Source organism: Streptomyces sp. NPDC002690 (assembly GCF_053592415.1).
Genome location: NZ_JBSFVR010000002.1, coordinates 38,756 through 56,259, shown reverse-complemented (window position 1 = coordinate 56,259; position 17,504 = coordinate 38,756). Strand labels below are relative to the sequence as shown.

Sequence of the window (17,504 nt, the reverse complement as noted above, 5' to 3'; positions counted from 1 at the left end):
GGCGGGGAGTGCGGGGCGCGTGTCCCCCCGCCGGCGTACGGCCTACGGTCGTGCGTGCGTGGGCAGAGTGAGGATTTCGGCTCCGTCCTCGGTGATGGCGATGGTGTGCTCGCTGTGCGCGGTCCGGCAGCCCGTGGCGCTGCGCAGCGTCCAGCCGTCGGCGTCGGTGACGAGTGTGGCGGTGTCGGCCATGATCCAGGGCTCCAGCGCGAGCAGCAGTCCGGGGCGCAGTGTGTATCCGCGGCCGGGCCGCCCGTTGTTCGCGACGTGCGGGTCCTGGTGCATGGTCGAGCCGATGCCGTGCCCTCCGAACTCCATGTTGATCGGGTAGCCCGCCGCGCCGAGGACCGTGCCGATGGCGTGGGAGAGGTCGCCGACACGCGCCCCGGGCTTGGCGGCGGCGATGCCGGCGGCGAGCGCGCGTTCGGTCGTCTCGATCATCGCCACGCTCTCCGCCGGCCTGGCCTTGCCCACCAGGAAGCTGATCGCGGAGTCCGCGGCCACCCCGCCCTTGGCTACGGCGAGGTCGAGCGTCAGCAGGTCCCCGTCCGCCAGCGTGTAGTCGTGAGGCCGCCCGTGGAGCACCGCGTCGTTGACGGCCGTGCAGATGTAGTGCCCGAACGGGCCGCGTCCGAAGGAGGGCGCGTAGTCGACGTAGCAGGACTGCGCTCCCGCCTCGGTGATCATCTCTTTGGTCCACCGGTCGATCTGCAGCAGGTTCGTCCCGACCGTGCTGCGCTGCTTCAGCGTGTGCAGGATGTCTCCGACCAGGGCGCCGGTTTCTCTCGCCCGTTCCAGCCGCGCGGAGTTCAGGATCTCGATCATGGAGTCTCTCCCGTGTGTCCAATAACTATACCGGTCTAACTTTACCGGTATGAGAATGGTGATCTCGACAGGCCCACCGGGCCGCGTACGGCATCGCCAGTCCGGCGAGGACGAAGACGCCGCCGAGTGCCAGCCAGCCGGGAACGCCCCAGGCGATGCAGAACAGGCCCAGGACGGACGGCGCGAGGGAGCTCGCCAGGCCGGTGCCGGTGGCGCCGAGTCCGGAGTACTGCCCCTGGGCGTGGGCCGGAGCCAGTCGGAAGCTCAGCTCGAACGAGGCTGCGGTGTGCCACAGTTCGCCGATCGTGTGCACGACGACGCCTACGACGATCAGGGCGGTGGCGAGCCATGCCGGGGCCCCCGCCGCGAGCGCCACCGCTGCCATGCCGAGCAGGAACGCCACTCCGGAACGGGCCGCGACCCGCCCCGCCGAGGCGGTGTCGACGACCGACCGGCTCGCCCGTACCTGGAACACCACCACGATCAGGGTGTTGATCACCGCGCACCCGCCGACCAGCCACTGCGGGGCCGCGCTGTGCCCGACGATCCACAGGGGCAGCGCGAACACCAGGACGTGTCCCTGGAGCGAGAGGACCGAGTCCAGCGCGGTGACCACCACGAACGGACGGTCCTTCAGCACCTCCCAGCGACTCGTGGGCGAGGTACCCGCCCCGGACTCGGGCTGCCGGGACGGTGACTGGTACGGCAGACTGCCCACGAGGGCCGCGCAGAGCAGGAAGCTCAGGGCGTTGGCCAGCACCAGCGCCAGGTACGCGCCCCGGGTGTCCAGCTGCACCACCACCCCGGCCATGACTCCACCGCAGGCCCCGGCCAGATTGGCCACGGCCCGCAGGTAGGACCGGTACTTCGTCGGCTCGGCCCCGGCGAGTCCGCGCGTCAGCGGCCCCCGGGCGGCGGCGCCGGCCGAGGAGGCGAGCTGGGTGACGGTGATGACCAGCACGAACACGCCGAACGAGTGCACCAGCACCAGCACCGCCATCGCCACGGCCTGCACCAGCTGGATCACCAGATACGTCTCGCGGGGCCCGCGCAGGTCGGCCACCCGCCCCACCGGTACCCCGGCCGCCAGGCCGACGAGGGCCGCCACTCCCATGCCCAGGCCGACCTGCGCCACCGACAGTCCGACCGAGCGGGTGAAGAAGAGCGCGGCGGCGGTCATGAAGAGTCCGTTGCCGATCGAGCTGATGAAGGTCGCCGCCGCGAGTGTCCGCCGGGGGCCCGGCTCGGGCAGCAGTCCGCGTGTCACGAGCCCCGACTCCCCGGGGCGGCCCGGCGTGGTCGGTCCCGCTGTCGTGACGGGGCCGTCCGATGCCGGGCCGTCCGATGCCGGGCCGTCCGATGCCGGGTCGGATGTCCCGCCGGCTTTCACCCGCGAAGTCCTCACGTGTCGGATCCCCTCCCCGCGGGCCTCGTGCCCGCCCCGGGACTATGCACGGTGGCCATCCCGCCGCGAAAGCCGCGCCGACCTGGCGAAATGTCACATCTGCCAGGGGAACCGGGAGTCGCTCGCGGGGCGTTGTGACGAGTGACGGTGGGGCGGTTCAGTGACCGCTCCGTGGCGCTTCCACCCCATATGGCTGGTCCGGCGTTCCAGTGCGCTGTTCCGGGGCTTGAGGAGCATCCGACAGCAGGCGCTGAGCGCGGGAGCGGTTCTGTGCTGTTCCTGCCTGCTTCGATGTCCGTTCGGGGCAGGAGATCAGCTGTCCAGTGAGAGTGCGTTCTTGGCGTGCGCGACGGATTCCTCCGAGGCGGGTCCGCCGGGATTCTCGATGGCCAGGGCCTGGTTGAGGGTGACGAAGGGGCGCATCCGCTGCTCGTAGCGGGCATACGCGGTGCGGTGGTCGCCGTTGGCCCGGGCAAGGCAGTCGGCCAGCACATGGGCGCCCACGAGAGCCAGGCTGGTGCCCTGCCCCGAGAGGGGGGAAGGGCAGTAACCGGCGTCTCCCAGCAGGGTCACCCGGCCCAACGACCATTGGCCCATGCGGATCTGGGCCATGGCGTCGCAGTAGAAGTCGGGCGCCTTCCGGGCGGCCTCGGCCAGGCGGGTCCCTTCCCACCGCATCGATGCGAGCTTGTCCACGACGAGCTGCCGCAGAGTGCCGCCGTCGCGGAAGTCATGAGCGAGGGGGGCGGACTCGAAGGCGAAGGCGATCCTGAGTTCGGTGTTGTCGCGTACGGGCATGATGCCGAAGCCCGTGTCGCCGTCCCGCAGCCACATCTGCCAGTCGTCCAGGCCGAGGAAGTTGTCCGCGCTGAATACCGAGAGGTAGCTGCCCAGGTGATGGGCGAAACGCTCCTCCGGACCGAAGGTCAGGCTCCGTACTGTGGAGCGGAGGCCGTCGGCCCCGACCACGAGGCCGAAGGTGCGGGACGGTCCGTGCGCAAAGTCGACGCGCACGCCGGTCTCGTCCTCGTGGAGCGCGGTGATGCTGTCGCCGAAGAGGTACTCGACGCCTGCGCGCGTGTGCTCGTACACCATCCGAACCAGGTCCTCGCGCAGCACCTCGATGTCTTCGCCATCGAGCCGGCCGCTGCTGAAGGTCGCCTCGGTGGAGCGGTCGATCTCGTAGCCGTCGGGGTCGAGGATCGACATGCCGCGCATCCGGGTCCGTACACGGCTTGCCTGCTCCAGCAGGCCCATCCGCTCCACGACTTCGAGCGCGACGCCGCGGATGTCCACGGCTTGGCCGCCGGGGCGTTGGCCCGGAGCGCGTTCGACGACAGTGGGCGCGAAGCCGTGGCGGCGCAGCCAGTAGGCGAGGACGGGCCCGGCAATTCCGCCGCCGGAGATGAGTACGGTGCGCATGAGAAGCTCCTTTTATGCTCGTACGGTGTACGCGATCTGAACGTACGTCGTACGCACAGCCCATTCAACTGGCCAAATTCCAGACGTGTACTAGGGCGGGCGCCTTCTTTCGACGTTGCCGCTGCTACCCTCTGCACTAGTACAGAACAGGAAGGTGGCAGGGTGTGACGAAGACCACAGGCATGGCCGGTGATCCGCCCTATCTGCGCATCGTCGCCGCGATCCGGCAGCGCATCGCGGACGGTGAACTCACCCCCGGGGACCGGGTTCCCTCGACCCGCCAGATCGCCCGGGAATGGGGCGTCGCGCTCGCCACCGCCACCAAGGCCCTGACCACCCTGCGTCTGACGGGACTTGTCGAGTCCCGGCCCCGGATCGGCACGGTCGTCGCCGGAACCGCCCCCGCCGCGCCGGCCCGCAGACGCCCGTCGCCCGCCCCGGACCCCGAGCAGGAGCTGAGCCTCGCCCGGATCGTCCGTACCGCCATCGAGATCGCCGACGCCGAAGGGCTCTCGGCGCTCTCCATGCGCGGTGTCGCGGCACGGCTCGGCGTCGCGGCGATGTCGACCTACCGGTACGTCCCGAGCAAGGAAGACCTCGTCCTGCACATGGCCGACGCCGCGTTCGGCGAGGAGTCCTACCGCGCGGACGCCCCCGAGGATTGGCGTACCCGCATCGAGCTGGGCGCCCGGACCCTGTGGAGCCTGTACCGGAAGCACCCGTGGCTGGCCCAGCTCGGCTCCCTCACACGCCCATTGCTCGTGCCCAATCTGATGGTCCACGGCGAGTGGGTGCTGGGCGCCCTCGACGGCCACGGCCTCGACCCCACGACGCTGTTCGACATCCACGTCCTGCTCTACAGCCATGTCCAGGGCCTGGCGGCGCACCTGGAGATGGAAGCGCACGCCGAAGCCGCCACGGGCCAGTCGGAAGACCAGTGGATGCACAGCCGCGCCCCCGCCCTCCAGGAACTGGTGGAATCCGGCCGCTTCCCGACCTTCACCACGGTGGTCGGAGCCTTCAAGGACGGCTACGACCTGCGGCTCGACGCGCTCTTCGAGTTCGGGCTCAAGGCACTCCTCGACGGCCTGACCTCCATCGTCGAAGGTCAGGAAGCTGTCACGTAGAAACATGGACGAGTTCACCCAGGACCGGACCCACACGCCCCTCCGCCCTGTCGGGCACCCCCCGGCGACGTGGCGGATGCGACCAGAGATCACCCGCGTTCATGGCCCCGGTCAGAACAAGCGCTTCAGTCCTCGTCGGTGGAATCCGGATCGCGCAGGGGCCGGAGGCCGCCAGGCAGGTTCGGGAGCTGGAAGGAGTACCGGCCGAGGTGGCCGGCACTGCCGCCGGACGCGGCGAGCCACCGTGGCGGCGCGGCAGCGTCGCCTTGCCGTCCACCCCGTACCGCGACAGCTCCGCCGGCCGCGGCGGTATCGCCGTGACGTCCAGGTCGCCCACGCGCCGAGGTCGGCGATCTCCTCCGCCCGCTGAAGAGACCACTTCATCTGCGGGCCCGACACCCGCACCGGACCGCGCCGCAGCCGGTCCAGCTCCGAGACCCGCGTGCCGGACGGCGCGGTCAACAGCGAGTCCAGCAAAGCCCGCTGCCCGGTGTTCAGCAGCCCGTGGAGGGTGTCCCACAGCCGCTGGTTCGCCGCCTCCCGCACGCTGCCCACCAGAGTCGGGCCAGGCGACTCGCTCCGGGCAGCGGCACCCGCCGCTCGCGCAGCCATCCGGTCGCCGCGTCGAACAGCGCCTTCGGCCCGTCGCCGGTCGTCCAGGCCCACGCGTCCAGTCACTCGCTCAACTGGTCCGAGACCGCGGCGAAGTCCTGCCAGCCGCCGGCCTCCTGGATCTCTCCGGCGTGGGTGCGGGCCGTCCCGTCCCGCTCGCCGTACTGCTTGAGGCGCGACGGGTCCGCGATCTCCAATTGCTCGGCCAAGTACTCGACGACCTCCGCCGGCACCAGCCGCAGGTCCGGCATGAACCGGCCCAGATACCGCACACTCGTCAGCTGGACCGTGAACCCCAGCCGATTGTGCGCACACCGCTTGGCCCGCACTGCATCCCGGTCCGCGTCGTCCAGGAAGACGTACCGCTCCAACTCCGTCGGGACGGCGCACCATCAAACGCCCCACACCGGGCCGCCTGCTCATCCGACAGGAACTCGACTGCCACAACAGCTCTCCGAAGGTCGGCAACAACGATCCGCGAAGGGGCCGATGCACAATCACTTCAGGTCAAAGCGCCAGACAGCTCGGAGAGGGCTTGGCGCACGATCTGACACGGATGTTCCTCAGCCCCCGTTCCAGCCCCCGCCGACCCCGCGCACGGCGCGCCTCCCGGAGGGGTGAGGCGGACGCCGCCGCTCTGGTGGCGGAAGCGGCCGGCTGGCCCGCCTGCCGGGAATCGGATCGCCATCAACTTGGTTGGTGGGGAGAAAGCCGTTGTTGGAGGGGTCATGCGGGCGATTCAGGTGTACGAAGTGGGCGGTCCCGAGGTGCTGCGGGAGGCCGAGGTGGACCAGCCGCGGCCGGGTCCGGGCGAGGCGGTCGTGGAGGTCGCCGCGTCCGGGGTCAACTTCCTCGACGTCTACTACCGCAATGGCCGTTACAGTCTCCCGCTGCCCTTCACTCCGGGCGCCGAGGGCGTCGGCACGGTCGTCGAAGTCGGACCCGGCGTCGCTGACGTCGCCGTCGGAGACCGGGTCGGTTGGGTGGAGATTCCCGGTACGTATGCCGAGCGGGCCGTCGTGGACTCCTCCCGGCTGGTGCCGCTGCCCGACGACATCGACTTCGAGACAGCCGCCGCCGTGCTCCTCCAAGGCATGACCGCGCACTATCTCATCAAGGACGCCTACCCGGTTCAGGAGGGCGACACGGTGCTCGTGCACGCGGCTGCTGGTGGCATGGGGCTGCTTCTGACCCAGCTCATCACCCATCTCGGCGGCAGGGTGATCGGCACGACGTCGACCACGGCGAAGGCCGAGCTGGCGAAGCGTGCCGGGGCCGCCGAGGTGATCCTTTCCTCCGCGGTCGACGATCTCGCGGCCGAGGTGAGGCGGCTCAACGACGGCCAGGGGCTGCCGGTCGTCTTCGACGGTGTCGGCGCGCACACCTTCGACGCGAGCCTCGCCAGCCTGCGAACCCGGGGCCATCTCGTGCTCTTCGGCGCGGCAAGCGGTGCCGTGCCGCCGTTCGATCCGATTCGGCTCTCCCACGGCGGTTCGCTGACCCTGATCCGGCCCAGCCTCGGGGACTTCATCGCCGATCGGTCCGAACTGCTCCGACGGGCCGCCGATGTGTTCGAGTGGGTGCGCTCCAAGGCGCTTGAGGTCACCGTGACGGGCCGCTACGCATTGTCCGATGCCGCCCGGGCCCACAGCGATCTGGAGGCTCGGCGTACCACCGGCAAGCTGCTCGTCGTACCCGATGCGGCCCCCCTCGGACACCCCGAGGAGGCGCGGAGCTGATCGCGGGCGACGGGGGCGCGCCGGCGACACCTCAGCATGCGGGCCCACCGGTCCCGAGGCCGGACATGCCGGGCGGGTACGGGTCACGGGCCGGGCGGCCCCGCCCGCGTAATGTCTTGGGCCACCCGCACCCCGTACGCGGTACCCGTGCTTCGCACGCCGTGCCGCGTACCCCAGCCGATCCGCGAGGCCGTCGATGCGCAAGCTCATCCTGTCCATCTCCGTTTCCCTCGACGGGTTCTTCGAGGGGCCGGACCACGACATCGACTGGCACTTCGTGGACGAGGAGTTGCACCAGCACTTCAACGACGAGCTGGGCAGGATGGGCGCGTTCATCCACGGGCGGGTGACGTACGAGCTGATGGCCGAGTTCTGGCCCACGGCGGACGAGGACCCGGCGAACGCGGGGACGGTGGCCGAATTCGCCACGATCTGGCGGGACATGCCGAAATACGTCTACTCCCGGACCCTCACCGAGGCGGGCTGGGGCTCCACCCTCGTGCGCGAGGTCGATCCCGACGCGATCCGCGCGCTGAAGGCCGAACCGGGCGGTGACCTGGTGGTCGGCGGACCGATGCTGGCGGACGCCTTCCGGCGGCACGGGCTCATCGACGAGTACCGGATCTACGTCCACCCGGTCCTCATCGGCCGGGGCAACCAGCTCTTCCGCGAAACCGACACCCGCACGAACCTGCGCCTGGTCGAGACCCGGGCGTTCGGCAGCGGCGTGGTGCTGCTGCGGTACGAGGCGGAGGGCGGTAGCACGGGCGCAAACGGGCCTGTGAGCTGAGCCGTTCCGGGAACCCCCGCACCGCAGATCGTCGTCACAGGGCTCCGAACGCCTCCGTGACGGCCGTGCAGGTCGCTGCGAGGTCGTCGTCCGTGAGGGCGGCGGAGACGAACCAGCAGGCCATGGGGAAGGCGTTGGCGTGGATTCCGCGTTTGAGGAGTTCGTGGCGGAAGGCGTGCGACCGGGCCTGGTCGACGCGCAGCAGGTCGCGGTAGTTGCGCGTGGGCAGACCGTCGGGGGTGAAGACGGTCTGGAACATGGCGCCCACGCCCTGGACCGAGCAGGGGATTCCCCGGTCGTGGGCGGCCTTCTGCGCCGTTTCCATCACCTGGCGGCCGGTGTCCTCGATGCGCCGGACGACGTCCGGGTCACCGAGTTGTCGCAGGGTCACGAGGGCGGCCGTCGCGCAGAGCGGCGAGGCGTTGTACGTACCGCCGTGCTTGACGCGTCCGGAAGCGAGTTCTTCCATGATCTCCCGGCGTCCGGCGAAGGCGGCGATGGGCAGTCCGCCCCCGAGGGCTTTGGAAAACACGGCGAGGTCGGGCACCACGGCGAAGAGGCTCTGGGCACCGCCGGGGCCGGTGCGGAACCCGGTGCAGACCTCGTCGAAGATCAGCACGATGCCCCGGGCGGTGCACTCCTCGCGGAGGGCTTCGAGGTATCCCGGCTCGGGCATGGTGCAGGCGTTGTTGGCGACGATCGGTTCGCAGATGACAGCGGCGAGAGCCCCGGCGTGGGCGTCGAGGACCATGCGCAGTGCGGTCAGGTCGTTCCACGGACACACCACCACGTCGTCCACGACACCGGCGGGGATCCCCGGGGAGTGGGGCACGGACCGTGGCGCCGTGCGAGGGCCGGCTTCGGCTTCGGTGGGGCGGTTCGAGATCGCCAGGGTGTCCGACCAGCCGTGGTAGTGCCCTTCGAACTTCAGGATCCGGGAGCGCCCGGTGTGGCCGCGGGCCGCGCGTACGGCGCCCTGTACGGCCTCGCTGCCGGAGTTCGCGAAGCGGACGAGCTCCGCGCAGGGCACCATCCGGCAGATCGTCTCGGCGAGTTCGACCTCCGGGACGTTGCAGGTGCCGAACATCGTGCCGGTGTGCAGTACCCGGGTGAGGGCGTCCGTCAGCACGGGCGGGGCGTGGCCGAGGATCGCGCTGCCGTAGGAGATGAGGTAGTCGACGTACTCGTTGCCGTCGACGTCCCGGATGCGGGAGCCCGCCCCGCTGGTGATGTAGAGCGGGTAGGGGTGCGGGCCCGTGGAGGTGAGACGGGAGGAGGAGCTGATCCCGCCCGCGAGTGACTCCTTGGCGCGTTCGAACCACGATCGGCTGCCGTCCGTGCCGTGCAGGGCCTGTAAACGGTCATTCATGGTCGCTCCTGTTTGCTGGGTCATGCCCGGGGACACGCTGTTGGATGTTCGTGCCCGTTGCTGCAGAGGGTGTTGGCGAAGGGGTGGTGCGGTGTGGTGAGGACTGCTGTGGTCACGGGAGCGGGCAGCGGTATCGGACGCGCCTGCGCCCTGGGTCTCCTGGCGGACGGATGGACGGTCGTGCTGACCGGCCGGCGGGAGGAGCGGCTGCAGGAATCGCTGCGCCTGGCCGACGCCTCCTGCCGCGCGCGTGCGGTGGCGCTGCCCGCGGACGTCACCGACCCGCAGTCGGTGGACGCGCTCTTCTCCGCGGTGGTGGAACGGTGGGGGCGGCTGGACCTGCTCTTCAACAACGCGGCCGACCTGATGCCGTACACGGCCACCGAAGACGTGGACGTGGCGGACTGGCACCGGGTCATGGACTCGGTCGCCACCGGAGCCTTCCTGTGCTCGCGAGCGGCCTTCCGGATCATGAAGACACAGACTCCCCGGGGCGGACGGATCATCAACAACGGTGCTCCCTCGGCGCAGATCCCGAGACCCGACTCGATCGCTTTCACCGCCGCCAAGCACGCCGTGGCGGGCATCACGCGCTCGCTCTCTCTCGACGGCCGCCGTTTCGACATCTCCTGCGGGCAGATCGACATCGGCAACGTGACTCCCGCCGACCGCCCCCAGCCCGCCGTCCGGCAGCCCGACGGCTCACTGCGGGTGGAGCCCACCATGGACGTCCGGCACGTGGTCGACACGTTCCGGGCCATGGCCGCCCTTCCGGTGGGGGTGAACATCCAGTCCGTCCTGGTGATGCCCAGCGCCATGCCCTACGTCGGCCGGGGGTAGGCCCGCCACGTAGGCCTTCAGGCTCCGGCCGGGCACCAGCAGACCGGCCCGCTCCCAGGCCAGCATCCGGTGCAGCCCGTCCAGGTGGATCAGCCCTTCCCGGACAGTCAGCCCGTCGTAGTCCGGACCCCCTACCGCCCGGGTGCTCAGGAACACCGCGGTGGGTACGACGCGGGACTGGCGGTCCAACTTGTGTGCACACAGCGGGTTGGACCGGGTGTACGTGGCCGCGAGCGTCGTCAGCCGGGCGGCGGCGACCCGCACGGTGAGACCGGTTCTCGGGATCAGTTCGACGTCCCCTCCCTCGCCCAGATGCCAGGGCAGCACCACACCGCGGACTTCCGGTCCCTCCAGCAGCACTTCGTGCCAGCGGCCCTCCGACAGGGTCTGCGCGTTGCGGATGTGGCGCTCCGCCTCGTCGTTGGAGTTGGCGGTGTCCCCGGGGCGGTACGGGTGGTGCCGCCCGAAGTGGCTCAGTACCTCGTCGAAGGAGACGGCCTGGAGAATCCTCATGCCGCCCGCCCGGCGCCCTGCGATTCGTACGCGCTGAAGTGACGCTCCTCGAAGAGTTCCTGCCACCGTTCCTGCCCGTCCCGGAGCTTCCGGCCGGCTGCCAGTATCCGCCGCCAGTACGGTTTGACCGGAGGCCACAGCTCACCCGTACGGCAGTACGACGCGTCGATCAGGTAGCGGTCCGGCTCCCCGGACGCGGAGTCGTCCGTGGCGCGTCGGGTGTGGAACAGCGCGGAGTGAAGGACCACGGCGGACCCCGGGGGCAGTTCGGTGATCAGTGACTCCCCGGGCAGGACCCCCGTCCCCAGATGGCTGCGGGCGTCCTTCTCCGCGACCTCGTGGTGCGAGCCGGGCAGCACGGCGAGAGCCCCCATGCCTGGCCGCAGGCCCTGGACGTAGTGGAGGACGTGAACCATCGGAAGCCGCCGATGGCGCTGGGGCCGCTGCTCGTAATCGTGGTGCCAGGGCTTGCCCGGAGCCCCGGGCGGGCGGCGGTCGCTGTGGAGGTGGTGGAACACGAAAGCAGGGCCGAGCAGGTTCTCGTTCTCCAACAGCTCCAGCAGCGGAGGGTAGGCGACCAGCTCGCCGTGCGCCGCCATCTCCAGCTCGACCGCTTCCGGCTCCGGGGACCGTTCGGGGCATAAGCAGGCGTCGATGGACCGCTGTCTCAGACCTGAGTCCACCCAGTGATCGACCTCCCGTGTCAGGCGCCCCACGAACTCGGCGGGCAGCAGGCCTCGAAGGACCAGGAAGCCCTTCTCGTCGAACTCGTCGATCTGCGTTGCGGCATGCGAAGAGACGGTCACGCGGCTCGACCTCCGATGTACGCCGATGGGTGACCCGGGGGGTGGCACGGGTCGTGCCATCCATATCCCGGCCCCTCCGCGACCATGCCGTCACGCAGCGGAATGGCCGGTCACCGGCGCCCGCGGTGTGACGCAGGTGTCTCGGAGAGGCGGAGAGGGTTTCCCGAAACGGGTGATGCACCGATGTCCGGCGGAGGACGGCCGGAATGCGCACTGAGGGACGGGAACCGGCCCGACGTGGGGTGGCCCCGGGGCCTTCTCCGAGTCAGGCGGCGTCTTCGGACCGCCGCCGGCCGACCGGGACGCCCTCACGAACGGGCGCATCGTCACGCCGGATGCGCCCCACCGGCCGACATCTACTGGATCGTGCCACGGGCGCCTACGCGGAAGCCGTGGCCGCGTAGGCGGCGAATGCGCTCCAGGTGCCGGTGGCGACGGTGAGGATGGGGCCCTCGGGGTTCTTGGAGTCGCGGATGTGGATGGCGGCGGGGTGGGCGGAGACCTCGACGCACTGGCCGCCCTCGTCACCGCTGTAGCTGGACTTCTTCCAACTGTGGGCGATTTCGACGCACTGGCCGCCCCTGATGCCGCTGTAGCTCGACTTGAACCAGTGCAGTGCGGTGTTCATGGCTCTCCCAGCAAGCGTTCCAACAGGCGCATGGTCTGCTCAGGGCTGAGCGCCTGAGCTCGCAGCATCGCATACTTCTGGGTCAGGATGCTGACGTCGGTCGGGTCCGAGACGAGGTGGCTGCCACGCTGCGTCTCGGAGTACGCCACATGCTGGTGGTCGGGTGTCTCCAGCAGGGTGAAGGGGCCGTTGAGGCCCGCGTGGGTGGTGCTGCTGAAGGGCAGCACTTGCAGACACACACCTGGCAATTGCGCACAGGTGAGCAGGTGGTGGAGTTGCCTCGCGTGATCCTCGGGCGAAACGAGCCGGAGCATCAGCACCGCTTCCCAGACGACCATGCTGATGGTGGGTGGCACCGGGCGGCGAAGGATCTCCTGCCGGTCCATCCTGAGCGCGGTCTGAGCGGCGATCTCATCGGAGCTGAACACGGGCACTCGGTTTCTGAAGACCGCCTCCGCGTAGCTTTCTGTCTGGAGCAACCCGGGCAGCACTTGGTTGTCGAACCACGACAGTGCCAACGCCTCGCGCTCCAGGTCCATGTACCGCTCGGCCCATGCCGGGATCAGGTCCACCTCCGGCATGTTCTCCACTGCCGTGGTCAAGGCGCCCTTGGTTTTGAGTAGTTCGTCCAGGCGGCGGGCCAGGTCGGGGAGGAGGGCGCGTCTTCCCTGTTCGATGGAGGCGATCGTCTCGACCTGTACCCCGACGCTCGTGGCCAACTGGGCCTGGGTCATGCCCGCTTCCACGCGGAACAGGCTGACCAGCTTGCCGACGAGCTTCATGGCAGACGCGTTCCTGCGCTGCCGATTCCTGGTGTGCATGCCCTCCCAATCCCCACGGGGACCCGTACGTCACGCGCGCGTGACCCGTACAAAAGATTTGTACGGGTGCGCGCACTGCGTCAGCGTAGTCACCGAGGGTGACTCTGGCCCGGTGAACGAAACAAAAGAGACCACCTCTCGCCCCGTGCACCCCCCGCTCCCCGTGCGTGCCAAGCCTGCCGTTGCTGTGCGTGAGATCTTTTTCTGGCGCCAACGGCGTTCGGTCGCCGCTGTGAGGGAGTTCGTACGGCGCGCCGCCCAAGAGTGGGGTTTCGGCGAGCGCGTTGACGATGTCGTGCTGTGCGCGAGCGAGTTGGCGACCAATGCCGTGCTGCACGGGGTGCCCGCCGGGCGGGGGTATCTCGTAAGGATCGAGAGCATCGACGCCGGGGCCGGGTTGCGGATCGAGTTCCACGACAGCGGTGACGGCCCGGAGTCGGTCCGGGCCTCGGAGAGGGCGTGGCCCGAGGAGAGCGAGTCGGCCGACGAGTCCGGGCGCGGGCTGATCATCGTGAACGCGCTCGCCGACCGCTGGGGAGCCGTGGTGCGGCAGCCCGGGAAGATCGTCTGGTGCGAGTTCGCGAAGGGCACGGCACCCCGGTGACGTACGCCCGGATACGGCCCGGCGGGTGCCGGCTCGCGCCCGGCACCCGCCGTCGTGGGTGACGCCGCCTCCACCGCTGCGGGGAGCGAGGCGGATGCAACTCCCGTAGGAGAGTTCCTCAGAACGAGGTGGCGGTCTCGAAGTCGGACTGCCAGTAGGTGACCTGGGCGGAGCTGTCGATCCAGACGGACTTGCCGAGGGTGACGGTCACCTGTCCGCCGCTGAAGCTGCCGCTGTTGTCCTGAAAGTTCACCCGCAGCGCCTTCACGTCGAAGCCGCCTTCGCCGCTGCCGTCCGCGGCCGAGGTGCGCACGGAGGCGTAGGCGGACTGGCCGGGCTCCAGCGCGATCACCGACTGGGGCACGCTGTTCTCGTCGTAGGCCATGACCGCCTGGGCGCCCTCGTAGCCGATGCCCGGGTAGCCGACCGCGTTGCACGCCGTCGAGCCGGTGTTCGTCACCGTCAGCAGGACGTGGTTGATCGGGCGGGCGAGGATGCTGCCCTTCACCTTGCTGTTCGTGCCGTCGCAGCTCGGGTAGTTCGACGCGTTGTCGTCGCTGTCGGAGGAACCGCCGGAGGAAGCGCCGGACGACCCGGTGGACGACGACCCCTTGGACGAGCTGCCGGAGCCCGAGGTGCCCGAACCGGAGGACGTGCCCGAGCCGGAAGCGGAACCCGAGGACTTCGAGCCCGAGGAGCCGGTGGAGGCGGAGGACTTCTCCTGGGTGGACGTCTTGCCGTCCGTCGCGGCGGTGTCGCCACCGGACGGGGCCGGCGCGGCGGTGGTGTCGGCCGCCGCCTGCGGGGAGGCGATGGCCCGGTCGATCGTGGCCCGGTCTTCCTCGCTGCAAGCGGTCAGGGAGAGTGCGCCGATCAGGGCGGCGACGCCGAAGACGGAGGCACGGGTGATGCGGCGGGTGCGGAGCTGACGCATGGTGAGGGTCCTTTTTCTGAGAATGTGTTGGTCTCGGTGGGGCGCCGGTTGGGCGTCCCGAGGGTGAGCCGGTGTACTGGACAATGAGGTGGTCGTCAGTGGCACTGGAGTGGGAGGACCGCCGCGCAAGCGGCGATCAGCACTGCCGTGACCACGGTTCCGAGGCGGGCCGCGAGGCCGGATCCGGGCATGACGGCTCCGTGTGGTGAGGGTGGTGGGGTGTGTGCCGTTCGCGGTCGGCGACCCGGCATGGCCACATGCTGTCCGGCTCCTTGTCCCAGCGGCAATGGATCACCGGCCAGTTGGGACGCTGGAACGCTGAAATGGCCTCTGACCTGCGGGTATGCGAGGTGCCTGGAACGCTCTTCCGGGACGGGAACGAAGGGGGAACTGCCGCGTGGGCACGGAAATCCAGGACTTCGCCGCAGCGCTGGTCGCGCTGAAGGAGCGGTCCGGCATGAGCTACGGGACGCTGGCCAAGCGGCTCCACATGAGCACGTCCACCGTTCACCGGTACTGCAACGGCGATGCCGTGCCGCACGAGTTCGCACCGGTCGAGCGCCTGGCGAGGCTGTGCCGTGCGACCCCCGACGAGATGGTCGAGCTGCACCGGCAGTGGATTCTGGCGGACCAGGCGAAGAAGCAGGGAGCGCGGAAGGAACCGGCCGTGGCGCCCGCGCCCGTAACCCCCTCCTGGGCCCGGCCGGCCGAGGCCGAAGACGCGGAGACCTCAGGGGGCGGGGAGCAGGCCCGAGCGGCAGAAGCGGAATCCGTCCCGGGCGGGCGAACGGAACCGGAGCGAACGGAACCGGAGGCGGAGGGGGAATCCGGGTCGTCGGCTGACGAAGTGCCGGACGCTTCTGCCGCCTCGGCGGGCCTGGCACCGGAACCGGCCCAGACCCCGGCTGCGGTCACCCACCCGGTTACGTCCGGCGCCGGAACGCCCCCGGAGGACGGGCCGGACCCCCTGGTGACGGCCCGGCAGGACAAGGCGGCCGGCCCCCGTCGCCCGAGGTCCAGGCGCACGCGCGTCCTGCTGGCCGCCGCCGTCGTGGTCGCGCTCGGCGTGCCGTCCGCGATCGTCGCCCGTAACCTCGCGGGCGGCACCGACGACGGCCGGAACGCCGACTCCGCCGGAGCCACCGCGACCGCCGTACGGAACGCCTCGCCGACCCCGACCCACAAGCCGACGACCAAGCCCTCGGCGAGCGCTTCGGCCTCCGCGTCGCCCTCCTCCTCGGCGACCGCTTCGGACGGGCCGGACGCCACGGCGTCCCCGGCGAAGAAGGGGACGGTGTCGTCGGACGCGGTGCCGTTGAGCGCGACCATCAGTTCGTACAACTGGGACGCGCCCTGCGGGCAGTACACGCTGCTGGCGGACGATCCGTCCGATGTACCGCCGCCGCCCCCGCCGCAGGATGCCCGGAGCTGGGGGAGGTCGCTGGGCGGGGTGGAGGGCGGCGGGCAGCGGCTGGAGCTGACCGTCCAGGGCTCCTCGTCCGAGGCGGTGGTGATCAGCGCTCTCCACGTACGCGTCGTGGCGCGCAAGGCGCCGCTCGCCTGGAACGCCTTCTCGATGGCTCAGGGATGCGGCAGCTCCATCCTCCCGCGCAGCTTCGACATCGACCTCGACGACAGCCAGCCGCGCACCGAGCCGGTCGCCGGGAAGCAGGGCGACGCCGTCGTCCCCGCGCAGGACTTCCCGTTCCGGACCAGCTCGACCGACGTCCAGGTCTTCGACCTCGACGTCCACGTGGAGGGCCACGACGTCTCCTGGTACCTGGAACTCGACTGGACCAGCGGGGACCGGCACGGCACCCTGCGCGTGGACGACCGGGGCGAGCCCTTCCAGGTGAGCAGCGTCTCGGCCCGGCCGTCGTACATCTACTGGCCGGACCGGGCGCAGTGGATGGACAAGGACTACACCGACCCGTCCATGGCGGACGAGGGGGAGTGACGAGGGCCTGGGGCGAAGTCAGCCGCCCATCGGCCGCGCCGACAGCACGGGGCCGAGGGGCAGACCGCGGAGGCCCCGGGCTCCCGCGACCTACGCCACGTCGTCGGGCCGGGCGAGATCGGCTGCGTCGGTGCAGCCGGTGCAGTCGTAGTGGAGGCTGCCGTCCGGCCGGTGCGAGACACGGGTGACGAGGAAGCCCGCGAAAGAGCCTCCGGAGAAGGCGGCTTCACCCCAACTCGCAGGTCTCGAACCACACCCGCGCCGGCCTCCCCATAGGCTGCGTGGTGTGACCGAGTCCTCCGAACCTCTCAGTGACGCCGAGATCGCCATGGCCGCGGCGCAGGCCGGCGCGCGGGTGGTGCGTGACCTGTACGGCCGGAGTCTTACGCGCGTCGACAAGGGCGACGGCGACTTCGCGACCGCCGCCGACCTGGAGGCGGAGGAGGCGATCCTCGCCGTCCTCCGTGCCGCCCGGCCGGACGACGCGGTACTCGGTGAGGAGGGCGGACAGCACGGCTCGTCCGACACGGGGCGGCAGTGGCTGGTGGACCCTCTGTGCGGCACGCTGAACTACGCCGCCGGGACCCTGGTGGTGGCCGTCAACGTGGCTCTGCTCGGACGGATTTCGAGCGCCGGGGCGGCGCGGTACGAGGCGGCTGCGGTGGCGGACCCCTTCGGTGAGGAGGTCTTCCGCACCGACGGCCGGAACGCCTGGGTGCGGCGCGACGGGAGCGACACACCCCTGCGGCCCTCGTCGGACACCCGGCTGGTGGACGTCAACCTGGACCCGCCGTTTCCGGGCGCGCCCGGGTTCCGGGCGGTGGACCTGCTGGCCCACCCCGAGTTCGTCAAGAACTTCCGGCCCCGGGTCGTGTCTTCGACACTCGCGTTGGCCTGGGTGGCGGCGGGCAAGCGCGCCGCGTACGTCACCGACGGCGGGGACCTGACCGCGAGCGTGCACTTCGCCGCCGGGATCGCCCTCTGCCGGGCGGCCGGCTGCGTGGTCACCGACCTCGACGGTGCCCCGCTCGGCCCGGCGGGACGCGGACTCGTGGCGGCGGCCGACGCCGAGACCCATGGTCTGCTGATGTCCATGATCCGGGGGTGAAGTG

The 17,504-nt window shown here is 70.4% G+C and carries 15 protein-coding genes and 2 pseudogenes; 7 read left to right on the top strand and 10 right to left on the bottom strand.

Translation table 11 applies throughout. From position 1 onward, the window contains the following. Positions 1–42: 42 nt before the first annotated feature. The 3 genes from map to ACWD3D_RS00550 form a co-directional block, all read right to left on the bottom strand. Entirely contained in the window at positions 43–825 is a 783-nt protein-coding gene (map, locus tag ACWD3D_RS00560) for a type I methionyl aminopeptidase (RefSeq protein ID WP_451458734.1), read from the bottom strand. 25 nt (positions 826–850) lie between these two features. Continuing rightward, entirely contained in the window at positions 851–2,092 is a 1,242-nt protein-coding gene (locus ACWD3D_RS00555) for an MFS transporter (RefSeq protein ID WP_451458733.1), read from the bottom strand. A gap of 450 nt (positions 2,093–2,542) precedes the next feature. Beyond that, complete coding sequence (locus tag ACWD3D_RS00550) at positions 2,543–3,652, bottom strand: FAD-dependent monooxygenase (protein ID WP_451458732.1); 1,110 nt, start codon at positions 3,650–3,652, stop codon at positions 2,543–2,545. A 182-nt stretch (positions 3,653–3,834) separates the two neighbouring features. On the opposite strand from ACWD3D_RS00550, the gene ACWD3D_RS00545 reads away from it, so the two are divergent. After that, positions 3,835–4,779, top strand: a complete 945-nt coding sequence (locus ACWD3D_RS00545; RefSeq protein ID WP_451458755.1) for a TetR/AcrR family transcriptional regulator C-terminal domain-containing protein — start codon at positions 3,835–3,837, stop codon at positions 4,777–4,779. A gap of 205 nt (positions 4,780–4,984) precedes the next feature. On the opposite strand, the pseudogene ACWD3D_RS00540 reads toward ACWD3D_RS00545, so the two are convergent. Then, positions 4,985–5,836: pseudogene (locus ACWD3D_RS00540) on the bottom strand (DUF4158 domain-containing protein); the annotation flags it as partial. 283 nt (positions 5,837–6,119) lie between these two features. Between ACWD3D_RS00540 and ACWD3D_RS00535 the strand changes: the two are divergent. Further along, positions 6,120–7,130 (top strand): quinone oxidoreductase family protein, encoded by a 1,011-nt coding sequence (locus ACWD3D_RS00535; RefSeq protein WP_451458731.1) that lies wholly within the window; start codon positions 6,120–6,122, stop codon positions 7,128–7,130. Positions 7,131–7,326: 196 nt separating this feature from the next. Then, a complete protein-coding gene (locus ACWD3D_RS00530; RefSeq protein WP_451458730.1) occupies positions 7,327–7,920 on the top strand; it encodes a dihydrofolate reductase family protein in 594 nt (197 codons plus the stop codon). A 34-nt stretch (positions 7,921–7,954) separates the two neighbouring features. Here the strand turns inward: ACWD3D_RS00530 and ACWD3D_RS00525 are convergent, their stop codons facing one another. Further along, a complete protein-coding gene (locus ACWD3D_RS00525; protein WP_451458729.1) occupies positions 7,955–9,289 on the bottom strand; it encodes an aspartate aminotransferase family protein in 1,335 nt (444 codons plus the stop codon). A gap of 93 nt (positions 9,290–9,382) precedes the next feature. Between ACWD3D_RS00525 and ACWD3D_RS00520 the strand changes: the two genes are divergently transcribed. Then, positions 9,383–10,129 (top strand): SDR family oxidoreductase, encoded by a 747-nt coding sequence (locus tag ACWD3D_RS00520; protein ID WP_451458728.1) that lies wholly within the window; start codon positions 9,383–9,385, stop codon positions 10,127–10,129. A gap of 36 nt (positions 10,130–10,165) precedes the next feature. On the opposite strand, the pseudogene ACWD3D_RS00515 reads toward ACWD3D_RS00520, so the two are convergent. From ACWD3D_RS00515 to ACWD3D_RS00500, 4 genes and pseudogenes are all read right to left on the bottom strand, one after another. Continuing rightward, positions 10,166–10,642: pseudogene (locus ACWD3D_RS00515) on the bottom strand (DUF6309 family protein); the annotation flags it as partial. Beyond that, positions 10,639–11,448: a phytanoyl-CoA dioxygenase family protein gene (locus ACWD3D_RS00510; protein WP_451458727.1), complete on the bottom strand. Its 810-nt coding sequence runs from the start codon at positions 11,446–11,448 to the stop codon at positions 10,639–10,641. The gene ACWD3D_RS00510 and the pseudogene ACWD3D_RS00515, both read right to left, overlap by 4 nt. Positions 11,449–11,827: 379 nt before the next feature. Then, the gene (locus ACWD3D_RS00505; RefSeq protein ID WP_451458726.1) at positions 11,828–12,076 is read right to left on the bottom strand and encodes a DUF397 domain-containing protein; all 249 of its coding nucleotides are present in this window, start codon (positions 12,074–12,076) and stop codon (positions 11,828–11,830) included. Next, a complete protein-coding gene (locus ACWD3D_RS00500) occupies positions 12,073–12,858 on the bottom strand; it encodes a helix-turn-helix domain-containing protein (RefSeq protein ID WP_451458725.1) in 786 nt (261 codons plus the stop codon). The genes ACWD3D_RS00505 and ACWD3D_RS00500 overlap by 4 nt, the downstream gene beginning before the upstream one ends. Positions 12,859–13,042: 184 nt before the next feature. Between ACWD3D_RS00500 and ACWD3D_RS00495 the strand changes: the two genes are divergently transcribed. Continuing rightward, a complete protein-coding gene (locus tag ACWD3D_RS00495) occupies positions 13,043–13,501 on the top strand; it encodes an ATP-binding protein (RefSeq protein ID WP_451458754.1) in 459 nt (152 codons plus the stop codon). A 118-nt stretch (positions 13,502–13,619) separates the two neighbouring features. Here ACWD3D_RS00495 and ACWD3D_RS00490 read toward each other — a convergent pair whose 3' ends face one another. After that, positions 13,620–14,435: a DUF4232 domain-containing protein gene (locus ACWD3D_RS00490; RefSeq protein WP_451458724.1), complete on the bottom strand. Its 816-nt coding sequence runs from the start codon at positions 14,433–14,435 to the stop codon at positions 13,620–13,622. Positions 14,436–14,832: 397 nt separating this feature from the next. On the opposite strand from ACWD3D_RS00490, the gene ACWD3D_RS00485 reads away from it, so the two are divergent. Then, positions 14,833–16,392, top strand: a complete 1,560-nt coding sequence (locus ACWD3D_RS00485) for a helix-turn-helix domain-containing protein (protein ID WP_451458723.1) — start codon at positions 14,833–14,835, stop codon at positions 16,390–16,392. 328 nt (positions 16,393–16,720) lie between these two features. After that, the gene (locus ACWD3D_RS00480; RefSeq protein ID WP_451458753.1) at positions 16,721–17,500 is read left to right on the top strand and encodes an inositol monophosphatase family protein; all 780 of its coding nucleotides are present in this window, start codon (positions 16,721–16,723) and stop codon (positions 17,498–17,500) included. The last annotated feature ends 4 nt before the right edge of the window (positions 17,501–17,504 follow it).